This window comes from Micromonospora sp. NBC_01392, from assembly GCF_045040125.1.
Taxonomy (GTDB): Bacteria; Actinomycetota; Actinomycetes; order Mycobacteriales; family Micromonosporaceae; genus Micromonospora.
The window spans coordinates 3714084-3730160 of the sequence record NZ_CP109549.1 but is presented as its reverse complement, the minus strand read 5'-3'; the positions used below and the strand labels follow the sequence as shown (position 1 = coordinate 3730160).

Genomic DNA, 16077 nt, shown 5'->3' with positions numbered 1-16077 from the left:
CGGTAGCCGCTTCCTCGCAGGGGACGGGAGTGAGCCGGTGCGGGTCAGGAGAGACCGAGGTCGCGGTCCACCATGGCGAACAGCTCGTCGTCGCTGGCGTCGCCGAGATGACGGCCGAGGTCGTCGTCGCCGCCGCTGCCCTGACCGAGCCGGGTGAGCATGGCCTGGAGGCGGACCGTGGCCCGGACCCGGGCGGCCTCGTCGCGGGCCACCACGTCGAGGCCGTCGGCGATCCGGTCGAGGTCGTCGAGCAGCGCGGTCGGGGTGACCACGTCGTCCTGGGCCACCTCGGCGTAGAGGTACTCGGCCAGCGTGGTCGGCGTCGGGTAGTCGAAGACCAGGGTGACCGGCAGCGCCACCCCGCTCGCCAGGCCGAGCCGGTTGCGCAGCTCGACCGCGGTGACCGAGTCGAAGCCCAGTTCGCGGAACGCGCGGTGCTCGTCCACCGACTCACCGGACGGGTAGTTGAGCACGGCCGCTACCTGGCTGCGGACCAGCGCGAGCAGCACCGCCATCCGGTCGCCGGCGGGCAGCCCGGCGAGCCGGTCGCGCAGCGACTCCGGGCCGTCGGGCACCTCGCCGCCGGCGGTCCGCTCCACCGTGCGCAGCCGGCGGACGTCCGGCAGGTCGCTGATCAGCGGGCCGGGCCGGGTGGCGGTGAACGCGACGGAGAACCGTTCCCAGGCGATGTCGGCGACGGTGAGGAACGCCTCGCCGTGGTCGACGGCCTGGTGCAGCGCGGCGATCGCGGCCTCCGGCGGCATCTCGGGTACGCCGTGCCGGTGCAGCAGCTCGCCGAACGGGCCGTCGGCCATGCCGCCGCCGGCCCAGGCGCCCCAGGCGATGGACGTGCCGGGCAGGCCGAGTCCGCGCCGGTGCTGGGCGAGCGCGTCGAGGAACGCGTTGCTCGGGGCGTAGTTGCCGACGCCGGAGCTGCCCACCGAACCGGCGAACGAGGAGAACAGCACGAACGCGCCGAGGTCGAGGTCGAGCGTCAGCTCGTGCAGGTGGTACGCGACGTCCACCTTGGCCGCGAGGACCCGTTCGATCTGGTCGATGCGCAGGTCGTTGATCAGGGCGTCGTCGAGCACCGCGCTGGCGTGCACCACGGCCTTCAGCGGCCGGTCGGCGGGAATGCCGTCGATCAGCGCGGCCAGCGCGTCCCGGTCGGCGGCGTCGCAGGTGACCACGCTGGCGGTGGCGCCGAGCGCGGTGAGGTCGGCGACGAGTTCGGCGGCGCCGGGGGCGTCCATGCCGCGCCGGCTGGCCACCACGATGTTCTCCACCCCGCTGCGGGCGAGCCAGCGGGCGGCGTGCCCGCCGAGCGCGCCGGTGCCGCCGGTGACCAGCGCGGTGCCGGAGGGCTGCCACGGGTGCGCGGGACGGCTGTCGCCGAGCGGGACGCGGGTGAGCCGCCGGCCGAGCAGTCCGCCGGGGCGTACCGCGATCTGGTCCTCCTCGCCGGCGGCGGTGAGCGCCGCGACCAGCAGGCCGGCGCTGCGCTCGTCGACCGCCTCCGGCAGGTCGACGAGTCCGCCCCAACGCTGCGGATGTTCCAGCGCGGCGACCCGGCCGAAGCCCCAGATCATCGCCTGGCCGGGCGAGCGGAGCAGTTCGGCGCGGCCGACCGAGACGGCGCCGGACGTGACCGACCACATCGGGGCGGCCAGGCCGATGTCGCCGAGCGCCTGGACCAGCGCGACGGTGGCGGCGAATCCGCCGGGCACGGACGGATGCATCGGATGGACGAGTTCGTCGAACGCGAGCAGCGACACCACGCCGGTCACCTCGGTGAGCGTGCCGTCCGCGCCGGTGGTGAGCGCCTCGCGCAGCAGCTTGCCGAGCAGGTCGCGGTCGACGTCGGTGGTGCTGACCGGCAGCGGGACGACGGTGGCGCCGGCGGCGGCGAACGCGTCGACGCACGCCTCCTGCCAGGGTTCGACGATGTCGCCGGTGGGCAGCACGACCAGCCAGGTGCCGGCCATGCCGCGGTTGGTGATGCCGGTGAGCGGCTTCCAGGTGTCCTGGTAGCGCCAGCTGTCGATGTCGGACTGGCGACGCTGCTGCCGCCGCCAGCGGTGCAGCACCGGCAGCGCCGGGGCGAGCGCGTCGAGCGCCTGCCCGGCGGGGAGGTCGTCTCCGGCGAGCACCTCGGCGAGGCCGGACAGGTCGTCGCGTTCGACGGCGGCCCAGAAGCCGCTGTCGTCCGGGGTGCCGTGGTCGGTCGCCTGGTCCTCCCGCTCGGGGCCGCCGCTGCCGTCGAGCCAGAGCCGCTGGTGGTCGAACGCGTAGGTGGGCAGCGCGACGGTGTCCGTCTCGGCGAGCACGCTGGTCAGGTCGACGGGCAGGCCGACGCTGTGCGCGGTGGCCAGGTTGGTCAGCAGGCGGGTCGGGTCGTCCTCGCCCCGCCGCAGCGTGGACAACGTGTGCCCGGTGGTGCCGAGGTCGTCCAGGATCGCGGTCACCGGCATGGTCAGCACCGGATGCGGACTGATCTCCACGAACGTGGTGTGACCGGCCTCGACGGCGGCGCGCACCGCCGAGTCGAACCGGACCGTGCGGCGCAGGTTGTCGTACCAGTAGTCGGCCGTCATCGTCGCCGGGTCCACCCACTCCCCGGTCAACGTGGACACCAGCCGGGTGTGACCGGCCTGCGGCGTCACGCCGGCCAGGTCGGTGCGGAGCTGCTGGGCGACGTCCTCCACGGCCGCGGAGTGCGACGCGTAGTCCACCGGGATCAACCGGGCCCGGATGCCGTCGACCTGACAGGCGTCCACCAGATCGGCGACCGCCTGCGGCGGACCGGACACCACCACGGTCGCCGGGCCGTTGACCGCCGCCACCCCGACACCGTCGAAGCCACCCAGCCGGGCGGTCACCTCGTCGGCGGACAGGTCGACCGACGCCATCGTGCCGGTGCCCCGCAGCGCGGACAGCGCCCGCGACCGCAACGCCACCGTCTTCGCCGCGTCGTCCAGGGACAGGATCCCGGCGACGCACGCCGCGCCGATCTCGCCCTGCGAGTGGCCGATCACCGCGTCGGGCGTCACACCGGCCGCGCGCCAGACGGCGGCGAGCGCCACCCCGACCGCCCACAGCACCGGTTGCACCACCTCGACGCGGTCCAGCCAGGACTCGTCGTCGCCGGTCAGCACCGACACGAGATCGACGTCCAGGTGGGGGGCCAGCGCCGTCTGGCACTCGGCCAGCGCGGTGTCGAACGGCGCGCACCGGCCGACCAGGCCGGCGGCCATCCCGGCGGACTGGGCGCCCTGGCCGGGGAAGACGAAGACCGGGCCGGCGCCGGCGGCGGACGCCGTACCGGTGACCAGGTTGCCGGCCGGCAGGCCGGCGGCCAGCGCGTCCAGGCCGGCGAGCAGGTCGGCGGGGTCCGCGCCGACGACGACGGCGCGCTGGTCGAGCGTGGACCGGGTGGTCGCGAGCGACCACGCCACCGCAGCCGGGTCGGCGGGGTGGGCGCGCAGGTGCGCGGCCAGTCGGGCGGCCTGCCCGGCGAGCGCGCCCCGGGTCCGGGCCGACACCGGCCAGGCGGTGGGGCCGGCGGCGAGCAGGCCGGCGCGGCGCGGCGCGGGGGCGTCGTCGGCGGGCGCCTCGGCCGGCTCGGCGGCGGAGGGGCGGTACTCCTCGACGATGACGTGGGCGTTGGTGCCGCTGACCCCGAACGAGGAGACGCCGCCACGGCGGGGCCGGCCCAGTTCCGGCCACTGCCGGTTCTCGGTGATCAGCTCCACCGCGCCGGAGTCCCAGTCGACGTGCGGGGACGGCTCGTCCACGTGCAGCGTCGCCGGGAGCGTGCCGTGCCGCAGCGCCATCACCATCTTGACCAGTCCGGCCACGCCGGCGGCGCTCTGCGTGTGGCCGATGTTCGACTTCACCGAGCCCAGCCAGAGCGGCCGGTCCGCGGGCCGGTCCTGCCCGTACGTGGCGAGCAGCGCCTGTGCCTCGATCGGGTCGCCGAGCGTGGTGCCGGTGCCGTGCGCCTCCACCAGGTCGACGTCGGCCGCGCCGAGCCGGGCGTCGGCCAGCGCGGCCCGGATGACCCGCTGCTGGGAGGGGCCGTTCGGGGCGGTCAGGCCGTTGGACGCGCCGTCCTGGTTGAGCGCGCTGCCGCGGATCACGGCGAGGATCGGGTGGCCGTTGCGTTCGGCGTCGGCGAGCCGCTCCACCACGACCACGCCGCCGCCTTCGCCCCAGCCGGTGCCGTCGGCGCCGGCCGCGAACGCGCGGCACCGGCCGTCGACGGACATGCCGCGCTGGCGGGAGAAGACGATGAACACGCCCGGGGTGGCCATCACGGTGACGCCACCGGCGATCGCCAGGTCGCACTCGCCGCGGCGCAGCGCCTGCCCGGCCAGGTGCAGCGCGACGAGCGACGACGAGCAGGCGGTGTCGACGGTGACGGCCGGGCCGTTGAGGCCGAGCGTGAACGAGATCCGGCCGGAGGCGACGCTCGTGGTGTTGCCGGTGCCGAGGTACATGTCCACGCCGTCCGGCACGTACGGCAGGCCCATCCCGTAGTTGGACGTGCTCAGCCCGACGAAGACGCCGGTGGCGCTGCCGCGCAGCGACAGCGGGTCGATGCCGGCCCGCTCGATCGCCTCCCAGGACGTCTCCAGCAGCAGCCGCTGCTGTGGGTCCATGGCGAGCGCCTCGCGGGGCGAGATGCCGAACAGGGCCGGGTCGAAGTCACCGGCGCGGTCGAGGAACCCGCCGACCCGGGTGTAGCTCTTGCCGGGCTTGTCCGGGTCGGGGTCGTACAGCCCGTCGAGGTCCCAGCCCCGGTCGTCGGGAAACTCGGTGAGCGCGTCGCGCCCGTCGGCGACCAGGTCCCACAGGTCCTCCGGGGACCGGACGCCGCCGGGGAACCGGCAGCTCATCGACACGATGGCGAGCGGTTCGGTGTCCCGTGCCTCGACGGTCTGCAGCTTGCGCTTCGTGTCGTGCAGGTCGGCGGTCACCCGCTTGAGGAAGTACCGCAGCTTGTCGTCGTCGCTCATCGCGTCCCTGCCTTGATCCGCGGTGGTCATGTCAGGAGATTCCAAACTCTTTGCTGATGAAGTCGAAGATCTCGTCGTCGCTCGCCGCGTCGAGGTCGGGCCGCTCCGGTTCCTCGGCCGGGCCGGCGAGGTCGGTGGCCTTGGCGAGCAGGTCACGCATCCGGGTGGCGAACCGGTCCCGGGTCGCCGGGTCGAGCGCCAGCGTGGTGAGCAGCGACTCGACCGCGTCGATGCCCTGGAACAGCGGCTGGGTGGAGGGCGCCGCGTCGGCGGCGATCTCGCCGGCCAGCTTCTCGGCGAGGGCGTGCGGCGTCGGGTAGTCGAAGACCAGCGTGGCGGGCAACCGCAGCCCGGACAGCGTGTTGAGCCGGTTGCGCAGGTCGACCGCGGTCAGCGAGTCGAAGCCCAGGTCGGTGAAGAGGCGGCCGGGGTCGACGGCTTCCGGCCCGGCGTGGCCGAGCACGGCGGCCACGTTCGCCCGGACCACGTCGAGCAGCACCTTGCGCCGTTCCGGGTCGGCCAGGCCGGCGAGCCGCTGGGCGAGCGGCACGCCGCCGGTGCCGGCGCCGCCCGCGTCGACCGAACGGCGCAGCGGCACCCGGACCAGGCCGCGCAGCAGCGGCGCGAGCAGGCCCGACTCGGCCTGGCCGCGCAGCGCCGCCACGTCCAACCGCATCGGTACGACGGCGGCGGTGTCCAGCCGCCAGGCGGCGTCGAACAGGTGCAGCGCCTGCTCGGTGGCCAGCCCGGCGGCGCCCTGCTCGGTCATCCGCCGCACGTCGGCGTCGGCGAGGTGACCGGTCATGCCGCTGGCCTGCTCCCAGAGGCCCCAGGCGAGCGAGATGCCGGGCAGGCCCTGGGCCCGCCGGTGCGCGGCGAGCGCGTCGAGGAACGCGTTGGCCGCGCCGTAGTTGGCCTGGCCGGCGCTGCCGAGCGTGGCGGCGGCGGACGAGAACAACACGAACGCGCCGAGATCCCGGCCGGCGGCGAGCCGGTGCAGGTGCCACGCCGCGTCGATCTTGGGGATGCTGACCGCGTCGATGCGGTCCGGGGTGAGCGACTCCAGCACGCCGTCGTCGAGCACGCCGGCGGCGTGCACCACGGCGGTGAGCGGATGCGCGGCGGGGATGCCGTCGAGCAGCGCGGCGAGCGCGTCCGGGTCGGCGGCGTCGCAGGCGGCGACCGTGACCTCGGTGCCGACGTCGGCCAGCTCGGTGACCAGGTCGTCGATGCCGTCGGCGGTCGCGCCGCGCCGCCCGGCGAGCAGCAGGTGCCGCATGCCGTGGGTGGTGGCGAGGTGGCGGGCCAGCAGCCGGCCCAGCACGCCGGTGCCGCCGGTGATCAGCACGGTGCCGTCCGGGTCGACGCCGCCGGGCCGGGGCTCCAGCCCGGCCGGTACGCGGGCCAGGCGCGGCGCGCGGACCTGGCCGGCGTGCACGGCGAGCTGCGGCTCGCCGGTGCCGATCGCGGCGGCGAGCAGCGTGGCGCCGGCCGGGTCGGCGTCCAGGTCGACGAGGTGGATCCGGTCGGGGTGTTCGAGCTGGGCGGTGCGGACGAGTCCCCAGGCGGGCGCCGACCGCAGGTCGACCTCGGCCGGGTCGCCGGTGGCGACGGCGCCGCGGGTGACCAGCACCAGGCGGGTGTCGGCGAACCGGTCGTCGGCGAGCCAGGCCTGGAGCGTGCCGAGCAGGCGGTGGGTGGTGGCGCGGGCCTGCGCGGCCAGTTCGGGGCCGGCGCCGTCGCCGGCGCCGCCGACCGGCACGATCAGCGTCCCGGGGGCGGGTTCCCCACCGGCGAGCAGCTCGGCGAAGGATTCCGGGGCGAGGTCGGGGCGGACGCGGGCACCGGCAGCCTCGGCGGCGGCGTTGAGCGCGAGGTCGTCGCCGAGCACCACCCATCCGGTGGCGACCGGCGACGGTCCGGCGGTCACCGGCAGCACCGGCCAGTCCACCTGGAACAGCGACTCGTGCCGGCCGGAGCGGGCCGCGCCGAGCGCGTCGCCGGTGACCCGGCGCATGATCAGCGAGTCGGCGTGCAGGACCGGGGCGCCGGTGGCGTCGGCGACCTGGAACGTGACGCCGACGTCGCCGGCCGCGGCGACGCGGACCCGCAGTGCGGTGGCGCCGGCGGCGAGCAGCGTGACACCGGTCCAGGCGAACGGCAGCCGGGGCACGCTGGCGTCGGCGCCGTCGCCCATCCGGCCGAGGAACCCGCCGATGGACATGGCCTGGAGCGCGCCGTCGAGCAGCGCCGGGTGGAGCCCGAACCGGCCGGCCTCGGCGTGGTGGTCGGCGGGGAGCGCCACCTCGGCGAAGACCTCGTCGCCCCGGGTCCAGGCGGCGCGCAGGCCGCGGAAGACCGGGCCGTAGCCGAAGACGGTGGCTTCGAGGCCGGCGTAGAAGGAGTCGGAGGCGACCGGGGTGGCGCCGGGCGGCGGCCACACACCGAGGTCGAACGCGGGCGGTTCGGCGCCGCGCGGGGCGAGCAGGCCGGTGGCGTGGCAGGTCCAGGCCACGTCGGCGAGGATCTCGTCGGAGCCGTCCCGGTACGGGCGGGAGTGCAGCTGCACCGGGCGGCGGCCGGTCTCGTCGCGCTCGCCGACAGTGAGCTGGATCTGGAGCGACCCGAGTTCCGGCAGCACGAGCGGGGCGAGCAGGGTGAGTTCCTCGACCACCGGCGCGCCGGCCTGGTCGCCGGCGTGCGCGGCCAGTTCGACGAACGCGGTGCCGGGCAGCAGGATCGCGTTCATCACGCGGTGCTCGCCGAGCCACGGGTGGGTGCGGACGGACAGCCGCCCGGTGAAGACCAGCCGTTCGCTGTCGGGGAACGTGACGGCGGCGCTGAGCAGCGGGTGACCGGCGTCCTGGAGGCCGGCGGAGGCGACGTCCTGGGCCCGGTGGGCGGGCGGGTCGAGCCAGAACCGCTGCTGCTCGAACGCGTAGGTGGGCAGCGCGACGGTGTCGGTGCCGGCGAGCACGCTGGTCAGGTCGACGGGCAGGCCGACGCTGTGCGCGGTGGCCAGGTTGGTCAACAGTCGGGTCGGGTCGTCCTCACCCCGCCGCAGCGTGGACAACGTGTGCCCGGCGGTGCCGAGGTCGTCCAGGATCGCCGTCACCGGCATCGTCAGCACCGGATGCGGCGAGATCTCCACGAACGTCGTGTGACCGGCCTCGATCGCGGTACGCACGGCGGTGTCGAAGCGCACGGTCTGCCGCAGGTTGTCGTACCAGTAGTCGGCCGTCATCGTCGCCGGGTCCACCCAGTCCCCGGTCAACGTCGACACCAGCCGCGTGTGACCGGCCTGCGGCGCCACGCCGGCCAGCTCCGTGCGGAGCTGCTGCGCGACCTCCTCCACGGCCGCCGAGTGCGACGCGTAGTCGACCGGGATCAACCGGGCCCGGATGCCGTCGGCCTGACACGACTCGACCAGGTCCGCGACCGCCTGCGGCGGACCGGACACCACGACCGTCGCCGGGCCGTTGACGGCCGCGATCCCCACGCCGGGGAACGGACCGTCGCCCGGCGTGACGCCGTCGCCCGGGGCCGCTCCCGCCAGTCGCGCGGTGACCTCGTCGGCGGACAGGTCGACCGACGCCATCGTGCCGGTGCCGCGCAGCACCGACAACGCCCGCGACCGCAACGCCACCGTCTTCGCGGCATCGTCCAGGGACAGGATCCCCGCCACACACGCGGCGCCGATCTCACCCTGCGAGTGACCGACCACGGCCTGCGGGTTGACACCCACGTGCCGCCACACGGCCGCCAGGGCGATACCCACCGCCCACAGGACCGGCTGCACCACCTCGACCCGGTCCAACCACGACTCGTCGTCGCCGGTCAGCACCGACACCAGATCGACGTCGAGGTACGGAGAGAGGGCCACCTGACACTCGGCCAGCGCCGCGTCGAACGGCGCGCACCGACCGACCAGACCGGAAGCCATCCGCGCCGACTGCGCACCCTGACCCGGGAACACGAACACCGGACCGGCACCGTGACCGGCGACCGCGCCGGCCACCAGGTTGCCGGCGGGCGCGCCGGACGCCAGCGCGTCCAGGCCGGACAGCAGCTCCTCGACCGACGAGCCGACCACGGCGGCCCGCTGGTCGAACGCCGACCGGGTGGCGACCAGCGACCAGGCCACCGCCGCGGTGTCCACGTCGCCCCGCGCGCGGACGTGCTCGGCCAGGCGGGCGGCCTGCCCGCCCAGCGCGGCGCGGGACCGTGCGGACACCGCCCACACCGTCGCGGCGGTGTCCAGCAGGCCGGCGCCGGTGGCGGCCGGGGCGGTCGGTTCGTCGCCCTGTTCCACGATGACGTGCGCGTTGGTGCCGGAGATGCCGAACGACGACACCGCCGCCCGGCGCGGGCGGTCGCCCGCCGGCCAGGGCCGCGCCTCGGTGGCCAGTTCCACCGCGCCGGCGTCCCAGTCGATGTGCGGGGACGGCTCGTCCACGTGCAGCGTGCGGGGCACGGTGCCGTGCCGCATGGCCTGCACCATCTTGATCACACCGGCGACGCCGGCGGCGGCCTGGGCGTGGCCGATGTTCGACTTGATCGAGCCGAGCAGCAGCGGCCGGTCGGCGGGCCGGTCCTGCCCGTACGTGGCGAGCAGCGCCTGCGCCTCGATCGGGTCACCCAGCGTGGTGCCGGTGCCGTGCGCCTCCACCACGTCCACGTCGGCCGGGGACAGCCGCGCGGCGGCCAGCGCCGCCCGGATCACCCGCTGCTGCGACGGGCCGTTCGGGGCGGTGAGCCCGTTGGACGCGCCGTCGGAGTTGACCGCGCTGCCGCGCACGACCGCGAGCACGTGCCGGCCCTGCCGGCGGGCGTCGGAGAGGCGCTGCACCAGCAGCAGGCCGACGCCCTCGGCCCAGCCGGTGCCGTCGGCGGACGCGGCGAACGACTTGCACCGGCCGTCGGCGGCCAGTCCGCGCTGGCGGGAGAACTCCACGAACGCGGTCGGGGTGGCCATCACGATGACGCCGCCGGCCAGCGCCATGTCGCACTCGCCGCGGCGCAGCGCCTGCCCGGCCCAGTGCAGCGCGACGAGCGACGACGAGCAGGCGGTGTCCAGCGAGACCGCCGGCCCCTCCAGCCCGTACGTGTAGGCGACCCGGCCGGAGATGACGCTGCTGGTCATGCCGGTGAGCGCGTACCCGGAGGTTTCCTCCGGGGCGAACGCGAGCAGCGAGCCGTAGTCCTGGCCGCTGGTGCCGACGAACACGCCGGTGCTGCTGCCGCGTACCCCGGTCGGGTCGATGCCGGCGGACTCGAACGTCTCCCAGGTGGTCTCCAGCAGCAGCCGCTGCTGCGGGTCCATGGCGAGCGCCTCGCGCGGGCTGATGCCGAAGAAGCCGGGGTCGAACCGGTCGACGTCGGCGAGGAAGCCGCCGCCGCGGGCGTAGAACGTGCCGGCGGCGTCCGGGTCGGGGCTGTAGAGCGTGTCCAGGTCCCAGCCCCGGTCGCCGGGCAGGTCGGTGATCGCGTCGACGCCGTCGGCGACGAGCCGCCACAGGTCGTCCGGGGTGGACACGCCGCCGGGCAGCCGGCAGGCCATGCCGATGATGGCCAGCGGCTCGTCGTCGCCGACGGTGACCGGGGCGGTCGCCGGGCGGGCCGGGACCGGGACGCCCGCGATCTCGGTGTCCAGGTGGGCGGCGAGTTCCTGCGGGCTCGGGTAGTCGAAGACCAGCGTGGCGGGCAGCCGCAGGCCGAACGCGTTGCCGAGCCGGTTACGCATCTCGACGGCGGTGAGCGAGTCGAAGCCGAGGTCGCTGAACGCGCGGCGCGGGTCGACGGCGGCCGGATCGGGGTAGCCGAGCACGGCGGCGGCCTGCCCCCGGACGATCTCCAGCAGCGCGGCCCGCCGGTCGGCGTCGTCGAGCGCGGCGAGCTGCTGCACCAACGACGCGCCGGTGGCCGGCGCGGCGGCGGCGCCCCGACCGGCGCGGATCAGCGCCCGGTACAGCGGCGGGACGGCACCGGCGAACTGGGCCCGCATGGCGGCCAGGTCGAGTCGGGCGGGCACCAGCGCGGCGACCGGGACGCGGCAGGCGGCGTCGAAGAGCGCCAGCCCCTCCTCCGCCTCCATCGCGGACACGCCGGAGCGGGAGATGCGGTTGAGGTGGACGTCGTCCAGTTCGGTGGTCATGCCGCTGCGGTCGGCCCAGAGGCCCCACGCGAGGGTGAGCGCGGCGAGGCCGCGGGCGCGGCGGTGGTGGGCCAGCCCGTCGAGGAACGCGTTGGCAGCGGCGTAGTTGCCCTGGCCGGGGCCGCCGGCGGTGGCCGCGAGCGAGGAGTACGAGACGAACGCGGTGAGGTCGAGGTCGGCGGTCAGCTCGTGCAGGTGCCAGGCGGCGTCGACCTTGGGGCGCAGCACGCCGTCGACCCGGTCGGGGGTGAGCGAGGAGATGACGCCGTCGTCGCGTACCCCGGCGGCGTGGACCACGGCGGTGAGCGGGTGGTCGGCGGGGAGGTCGGCGAGCAGCGCGGCGACCGCGTCGCGGTCGGCGACGTCGCAGGCGGCGACCGTGACGGTGGCGCCGAGCGCGGCCAGTTCGTCGCAGAGTTCCGGGATGCCGGCGGCGTCCCGGCCACGCCGGCTGGTGAGCACCAGGTGCCGCACCCCGTGCCGGGTCACCAGGTGTCGGCTCATGAGCTGGCCGAGCGTGCCGGTGGCGCCGGTGATCAGCACGGTGCCGTCGGCGTCGAACGCCGGGTCGGCCGGCTCGGCGGGCGCGGGCACCCGGGCGAGCCGGGCGCCGGCCGCGACGCCGGCGCGGATGGCGAGCTGCGGTTCGTCGGTGTCCAGCGCCGCGACCAGCGCGGCGGCGGCGGTCGCCGGGTCGTCCACGTCGACCAGCACGAACCGGCCCGGGTTCTCGGACTGGGCGGAGCGCACCAGGCCGATGACGGCGGCGCCGGCCAGGTCGGTGAGGTCGGCGTCCGGGTCGGTGGCGACCGCGCCGCGGGTGAGCACGACCAGCCGGGTGGCCTCGTAGCGGTCGTCGGCGAGGAACCGCTGGAGCACGTCGAGCGCCCGGTGGGTCACCTCGGCGACCCAGCGGGGCACGTCGCGCTCGCCGCGCGGGTCGAGGAACGACGCGACAAGCACGCCGGGCGCGTCGGCGTCGTCGTCGAGCGCGCCGGTCAGGGCCGCGAGATCGGGGTACGCGGTGACGGCCGTCCCGGTGGCGGCCACCGCGTCGGCGAGCGCGGCGTCGGTGTCGAGCACCGCCCACGTGCCGGCGGCCGGTCCGGTGGGCAGCGGCAGCGGGGTCCAGTCGATCCGGTACAGCGACTCGGGTCCGCCGCCGCCGGCGGTGCGGAGTTGGTCGGCGGTGACCGGCCGCAGGACCAGCGAGCCGACCGAGGCGATGGGGGCGCCGTCGACGCCGGCGAGGAGCAGCGACACGCTGTCCGGGCCGGTGTGCCGGACCCGGACCCGGGCGGCGGCGGCGCCGGCGGCGTGCAGCGCGATGTCGTTCCAGGAGAACGGCAGCCGGCCGTGGCCGGGGGGCAGGCCGGGGCCGGCGGGTTCCCCGGCGGCGCTGGTGAGGCCGAGCGTGTGCAGCGCGGCGTCGAGCAGCGCCGGGTGCACGCCGTAGCCGCCGGCCTCGGCGGCCGGCGCCTCGGGCAGCGTCAGGTCGGCGAAGAGGTCGTCGCCGCGCCGCCAGGCGGTGCGCAGCGCGATGAACGACGGGCCGTAGTCGTAGCCCTGGGCGGCCAGGTGCGGATAGAGCTGGTCGGTGGGCACCTCGGTGGCGTCCGGCGGCGGCCAGGCGGCCAGGTCGGACCAGCCGGGTACGCCGGGTTGCGCCGGCCGGTCGGCGAGGACGCCGCTGGCGTTGCGGGTCCAGGTGCGCGGGTCGCCGTCGGCGGTGTCCCGGTCGGTCGGCTCGTCGCCGGGCCGGTCGTGGTCGGGCGCGGAGTGCAGCGACACGGACCGGCAGCCGGTCTCGTCGGCCGGGCCGATCCAGAGCTGGATGTCGACGCCGCCGGTCTCCGGCAGGATCAGCGGCGCTTCGAGGGTCAGTTCGCGGACGTGGTCGGCCCCGACGTGCGCGCCGGCCTGGAGGGCCAGCTCGACGAAGCCGGTGCCGGGCAGCAGCACGGTGTCGAAGACGACGTGGTCGGCGATCCACGGGTGGGTACGCCGGGACAGCCGGCCGGTGAACAGGAAGCCCTCGGCGTGGGCGACGCCGACGGCGGCGCCGAGCAGCGGGTGCCGGGCGGGGCGCAGGCCGACCGCGGTGACGTCGCCGGTCCAGCCGCCGCCGGCCTCCGGCCAGTAGCGCTGGCGCTGGAACGCGTAGGTGGGCAGGTCGACGCGGGTCGCGCCGGTGCCGGCGAACCACGGCGTCCAGTCGACGCGCACGCCCTGCACGTGCAGCTCCGCCAGGCCGGCCAGCAGCGCACCGGTCTCGTCCCGGTCCCGGCGCTGCACCGAGGTTGCGACGACGGTGTCGTCGTCGGGCAGGATCTCGGCGGTCAGCGCGGTGAGCACGCTCTGCGGACCGACCTCCAGGAACGTGTCCGCCCCGGCCGCCCTGAGCGCGGTCACCCCGTCGGCGTAACGCACCGCCTCCCGCACGTGCCGCACCCAGTAGTCGACACTGGTGATCTCGTCGGACCCAGCGAGCGCGCCGGTCACGTTGGACACGACCGGCAGCAGCGGCGCGGCGAACGTCAACCCGTCCAGCACGGTGCGGAACTCGGCAAGCATCGGCTCCATCAGCGGACTGTGGAACGCGTGCGACACCGTCAACCGACGAACCCGCACACCCCGGTCCCGCCAGGTCCGCTCGATCTCGTCCAGCGCGTCGACCGGACCGGACACCACCGTCGACGACGGCCCGTTCACCGCCGCGATCCCCAGCGCGGGGTGCGCCTCGATCGACGCGGCCACCTCCGCCTCCGGCGCGGCGACCGCCAACATTCCACCGCCGGCCGGCAACGCCTGCATGAGCCGGCCCCGCGCGGCGACCAGCGCGCACGCGTCCGGCAGCGACAACACCCCCGCCACGTGGGCGGCGGTGACCTCACCGATCGAGTGCCCACCCACGAAGTCCGGGGTCACCCCGAACGACTCGATCAGGCGGAACAGGGCCACCTCGACCGCGAACAGACCCGCCTGCGTGAACTGGGTCTGATCCAACAGATCGGCATCACCGAACAGCACCGGCTTCAACGGCTGCGGCAGCAACGGGTCCAGGTGCCCGCACACCTCGTCCAACGCGGACGCGAACACACCGAACGCCTCGGACAACTCCCGACCCATGCCGGCACGCTGCGCACCCTGCCCGGAGAACAGCACCGCCAGACCCTGCCGGTCGGTGGCCGCGCCGGTCGCCGTGGTGGCCGTCGGCGTTCCGGCCGCGAGTGCCCGCAGGCCGGCGAGCAGGTCGTCGCGGTCAGTGGCGGCCAGCACGGCCCGCCGGTCCAGCGCCGCCCGCGCGGTCGCCGACGAGAACGCCACGTCGAGCGCGGTCGACGCCGGGTCGGCGGCCAGCCGCGCGGCCCAGCGGCCGGCCTGGTCGGCGAGCGCGGCGTCGTCGCGGGCGGACACCAGCACCGGTACGACCGGGCGGGTACGTGTCGGCGCGTCGTCGGCCGGGGCGGGCTCGTCCGGCGGCGCCTGTTCGAGGATGGTGTGCGCGTTGGTGCCGGACACGCCGAACGAGGAGATCGCCGAGCGGCGGGGCCGGTCCACCGCCGGCCACGGGGTGGCCTCGGTGACCAGCTCGACCGCGCCGGTGTCCCAGTCGACCTGCGGCGTCGGCGCGTCCACGTGCAGCGTGGGCGGGACGAGCCCATGCTGCATCGCCTGCACCATCTTGATCACCCCGGCGACGCCGGCCGCCGCCTGCGTGTGCCCCAGGTTCGACTTGACGGAGCCGAGCAGCAGCGGCGCGGCGTCGCCCCGGTCCTGCCCGTACGTGGCCAGCAGCGCCTGCGCCTCGATCGGGTCGCCGAGCCGGGTGCCGGTGCCGTGCGCCTCCACCACGTCCACGCCGCCGGCGGCGAGCCCGGCGTTGGCCAGGGCCTGCTGGATCACCCGCTGCTGCGACGGGCCGTTCGGGGCGCTCAGCCCGTTCGACGCGCCGTCCTGGTTGACCGCGCTGCCGCGCAGCACGGCGAGGATCGGATGGCCGTTGCGGCGGGCGTCGGAGACGCGTTCCAGCAGCAGCACACCGACGCCCTCGGACCAGCCGGTGCCGTCGGCGGCGGCGGCGAACGCCTTGCACCGGCCGTCGGCGGCCAGTCCGCGCTGGCGGGAGAACTCGACGAAGGCGCCCGGCGTACACATGGCGGTGACGCCGGCGACGACGGCGAGCGTGCACTCCCGCTGCCGCAGCGCCTGCCCGGCCAGGTGCATCGCCACCAGCGACGACGAGCAGGCGGTGTCGACGGTGACCGCGGGCCCTTCCAGGCCGAACGTGTAGGCGATCCGGCCGGACACCACGCTGCCGGCGTTGCCGGTCATCAGGTGCCCTTCCAGGCCCTGCGCGGCGGCGGTCATCAACACCGTGCCGTAGTCCTGGCCGGTGCTGCCGGCGAACACGCCGGTACGGCTGCCGCGCAGCGTGTGCGGGTCGATGCCGGCCCGCTCGAAGACCTCCCAGGTGGTCTCCAGCAGCCACCGCTGCTGGGGGTCCATGGCGAGCGCCTCGCGCGGCGAGATGGCGAAGAAGCCGCTGTCGAAGTCGGCCAGGTCGGTGACGAAGCCGCCGTGGCGCGCGTACGAGGTGCCGGCGTCCTCGGGGTCGCCGGCGTGCAGCGCGTCGAGGTCCCAGCCCCGGTCGGTGGGGAACTCGGTCATCACATCCCGGCCGGACGCCACCACCTCCCACAGCTGCTCCGGGGTGCGGATGCCACCGGGGAAGCGGCAGCTCATGCCGACGATCGCGACCGGCTCCTGCTCGCCGGCCTCCACCTCGCGCAGCCGCTGCCGCACCTGGTGCAGGTCGGCGGTGACCCGCTTGAGGTAGTCGAGAAGCTTCGCCTCGTCAGCCATGGTCCGCCCATTCCCTGTGTTGCCCCGAGCCGGCAGTGG

The 16077-nt window shown here is 75.7% G+C and carries 2 protein-coding genes; both read right to left on the bottom strand.

Annotation, left to right across the window (positions count from 1 at the left end; genetic code table 11):
• Positions 1–44: 44 nt before the first annotated feature.
• Positions 45–5018 carry a type I polyketide synthase gene (locus OG767_RS16130; protein ID WP_405089293.1) on the bottom strand — a complete coding sequence of 1658 codons (4974 nt, stop codon included), beginning with the start codon at positions 5016–5018 and terminating at the stop codon, positions 45–47.
• A 31-nt stretch (positions 5019–5049) separates the two neighbouring features.
• Positions 5050–16038, bottom strand: a complete 10989-nt coding sequence (locus tag OG767_RS16125; protein WP_405089292.1) for an SDR family NAD(P)-dependent oxidoreductase — start codon at positions 16036–16038, stop codon at positions 5050–5052.
• Between the last annotated feature and the right edge of the window lie 39 nt (positions 16039–16077).

Excerpts from the sequence above, each read along its gene's own strand:
- OG767_RS16130 (WP_405089293.1), bottom strand. The coding sequence starts at position 5,018 with ATGAGCGACGACGACAAGCTGCGGTACTTCCTCAAGCGGGTGACCGCC.
- OG767_RS16125 (WP_405089292.1), bottom strand. The coding sequence starts at position 16,038 with ATGGCTGACGAGGCGAAGCTTCTCGACTACCTCAAGCGGGTCACCGCC.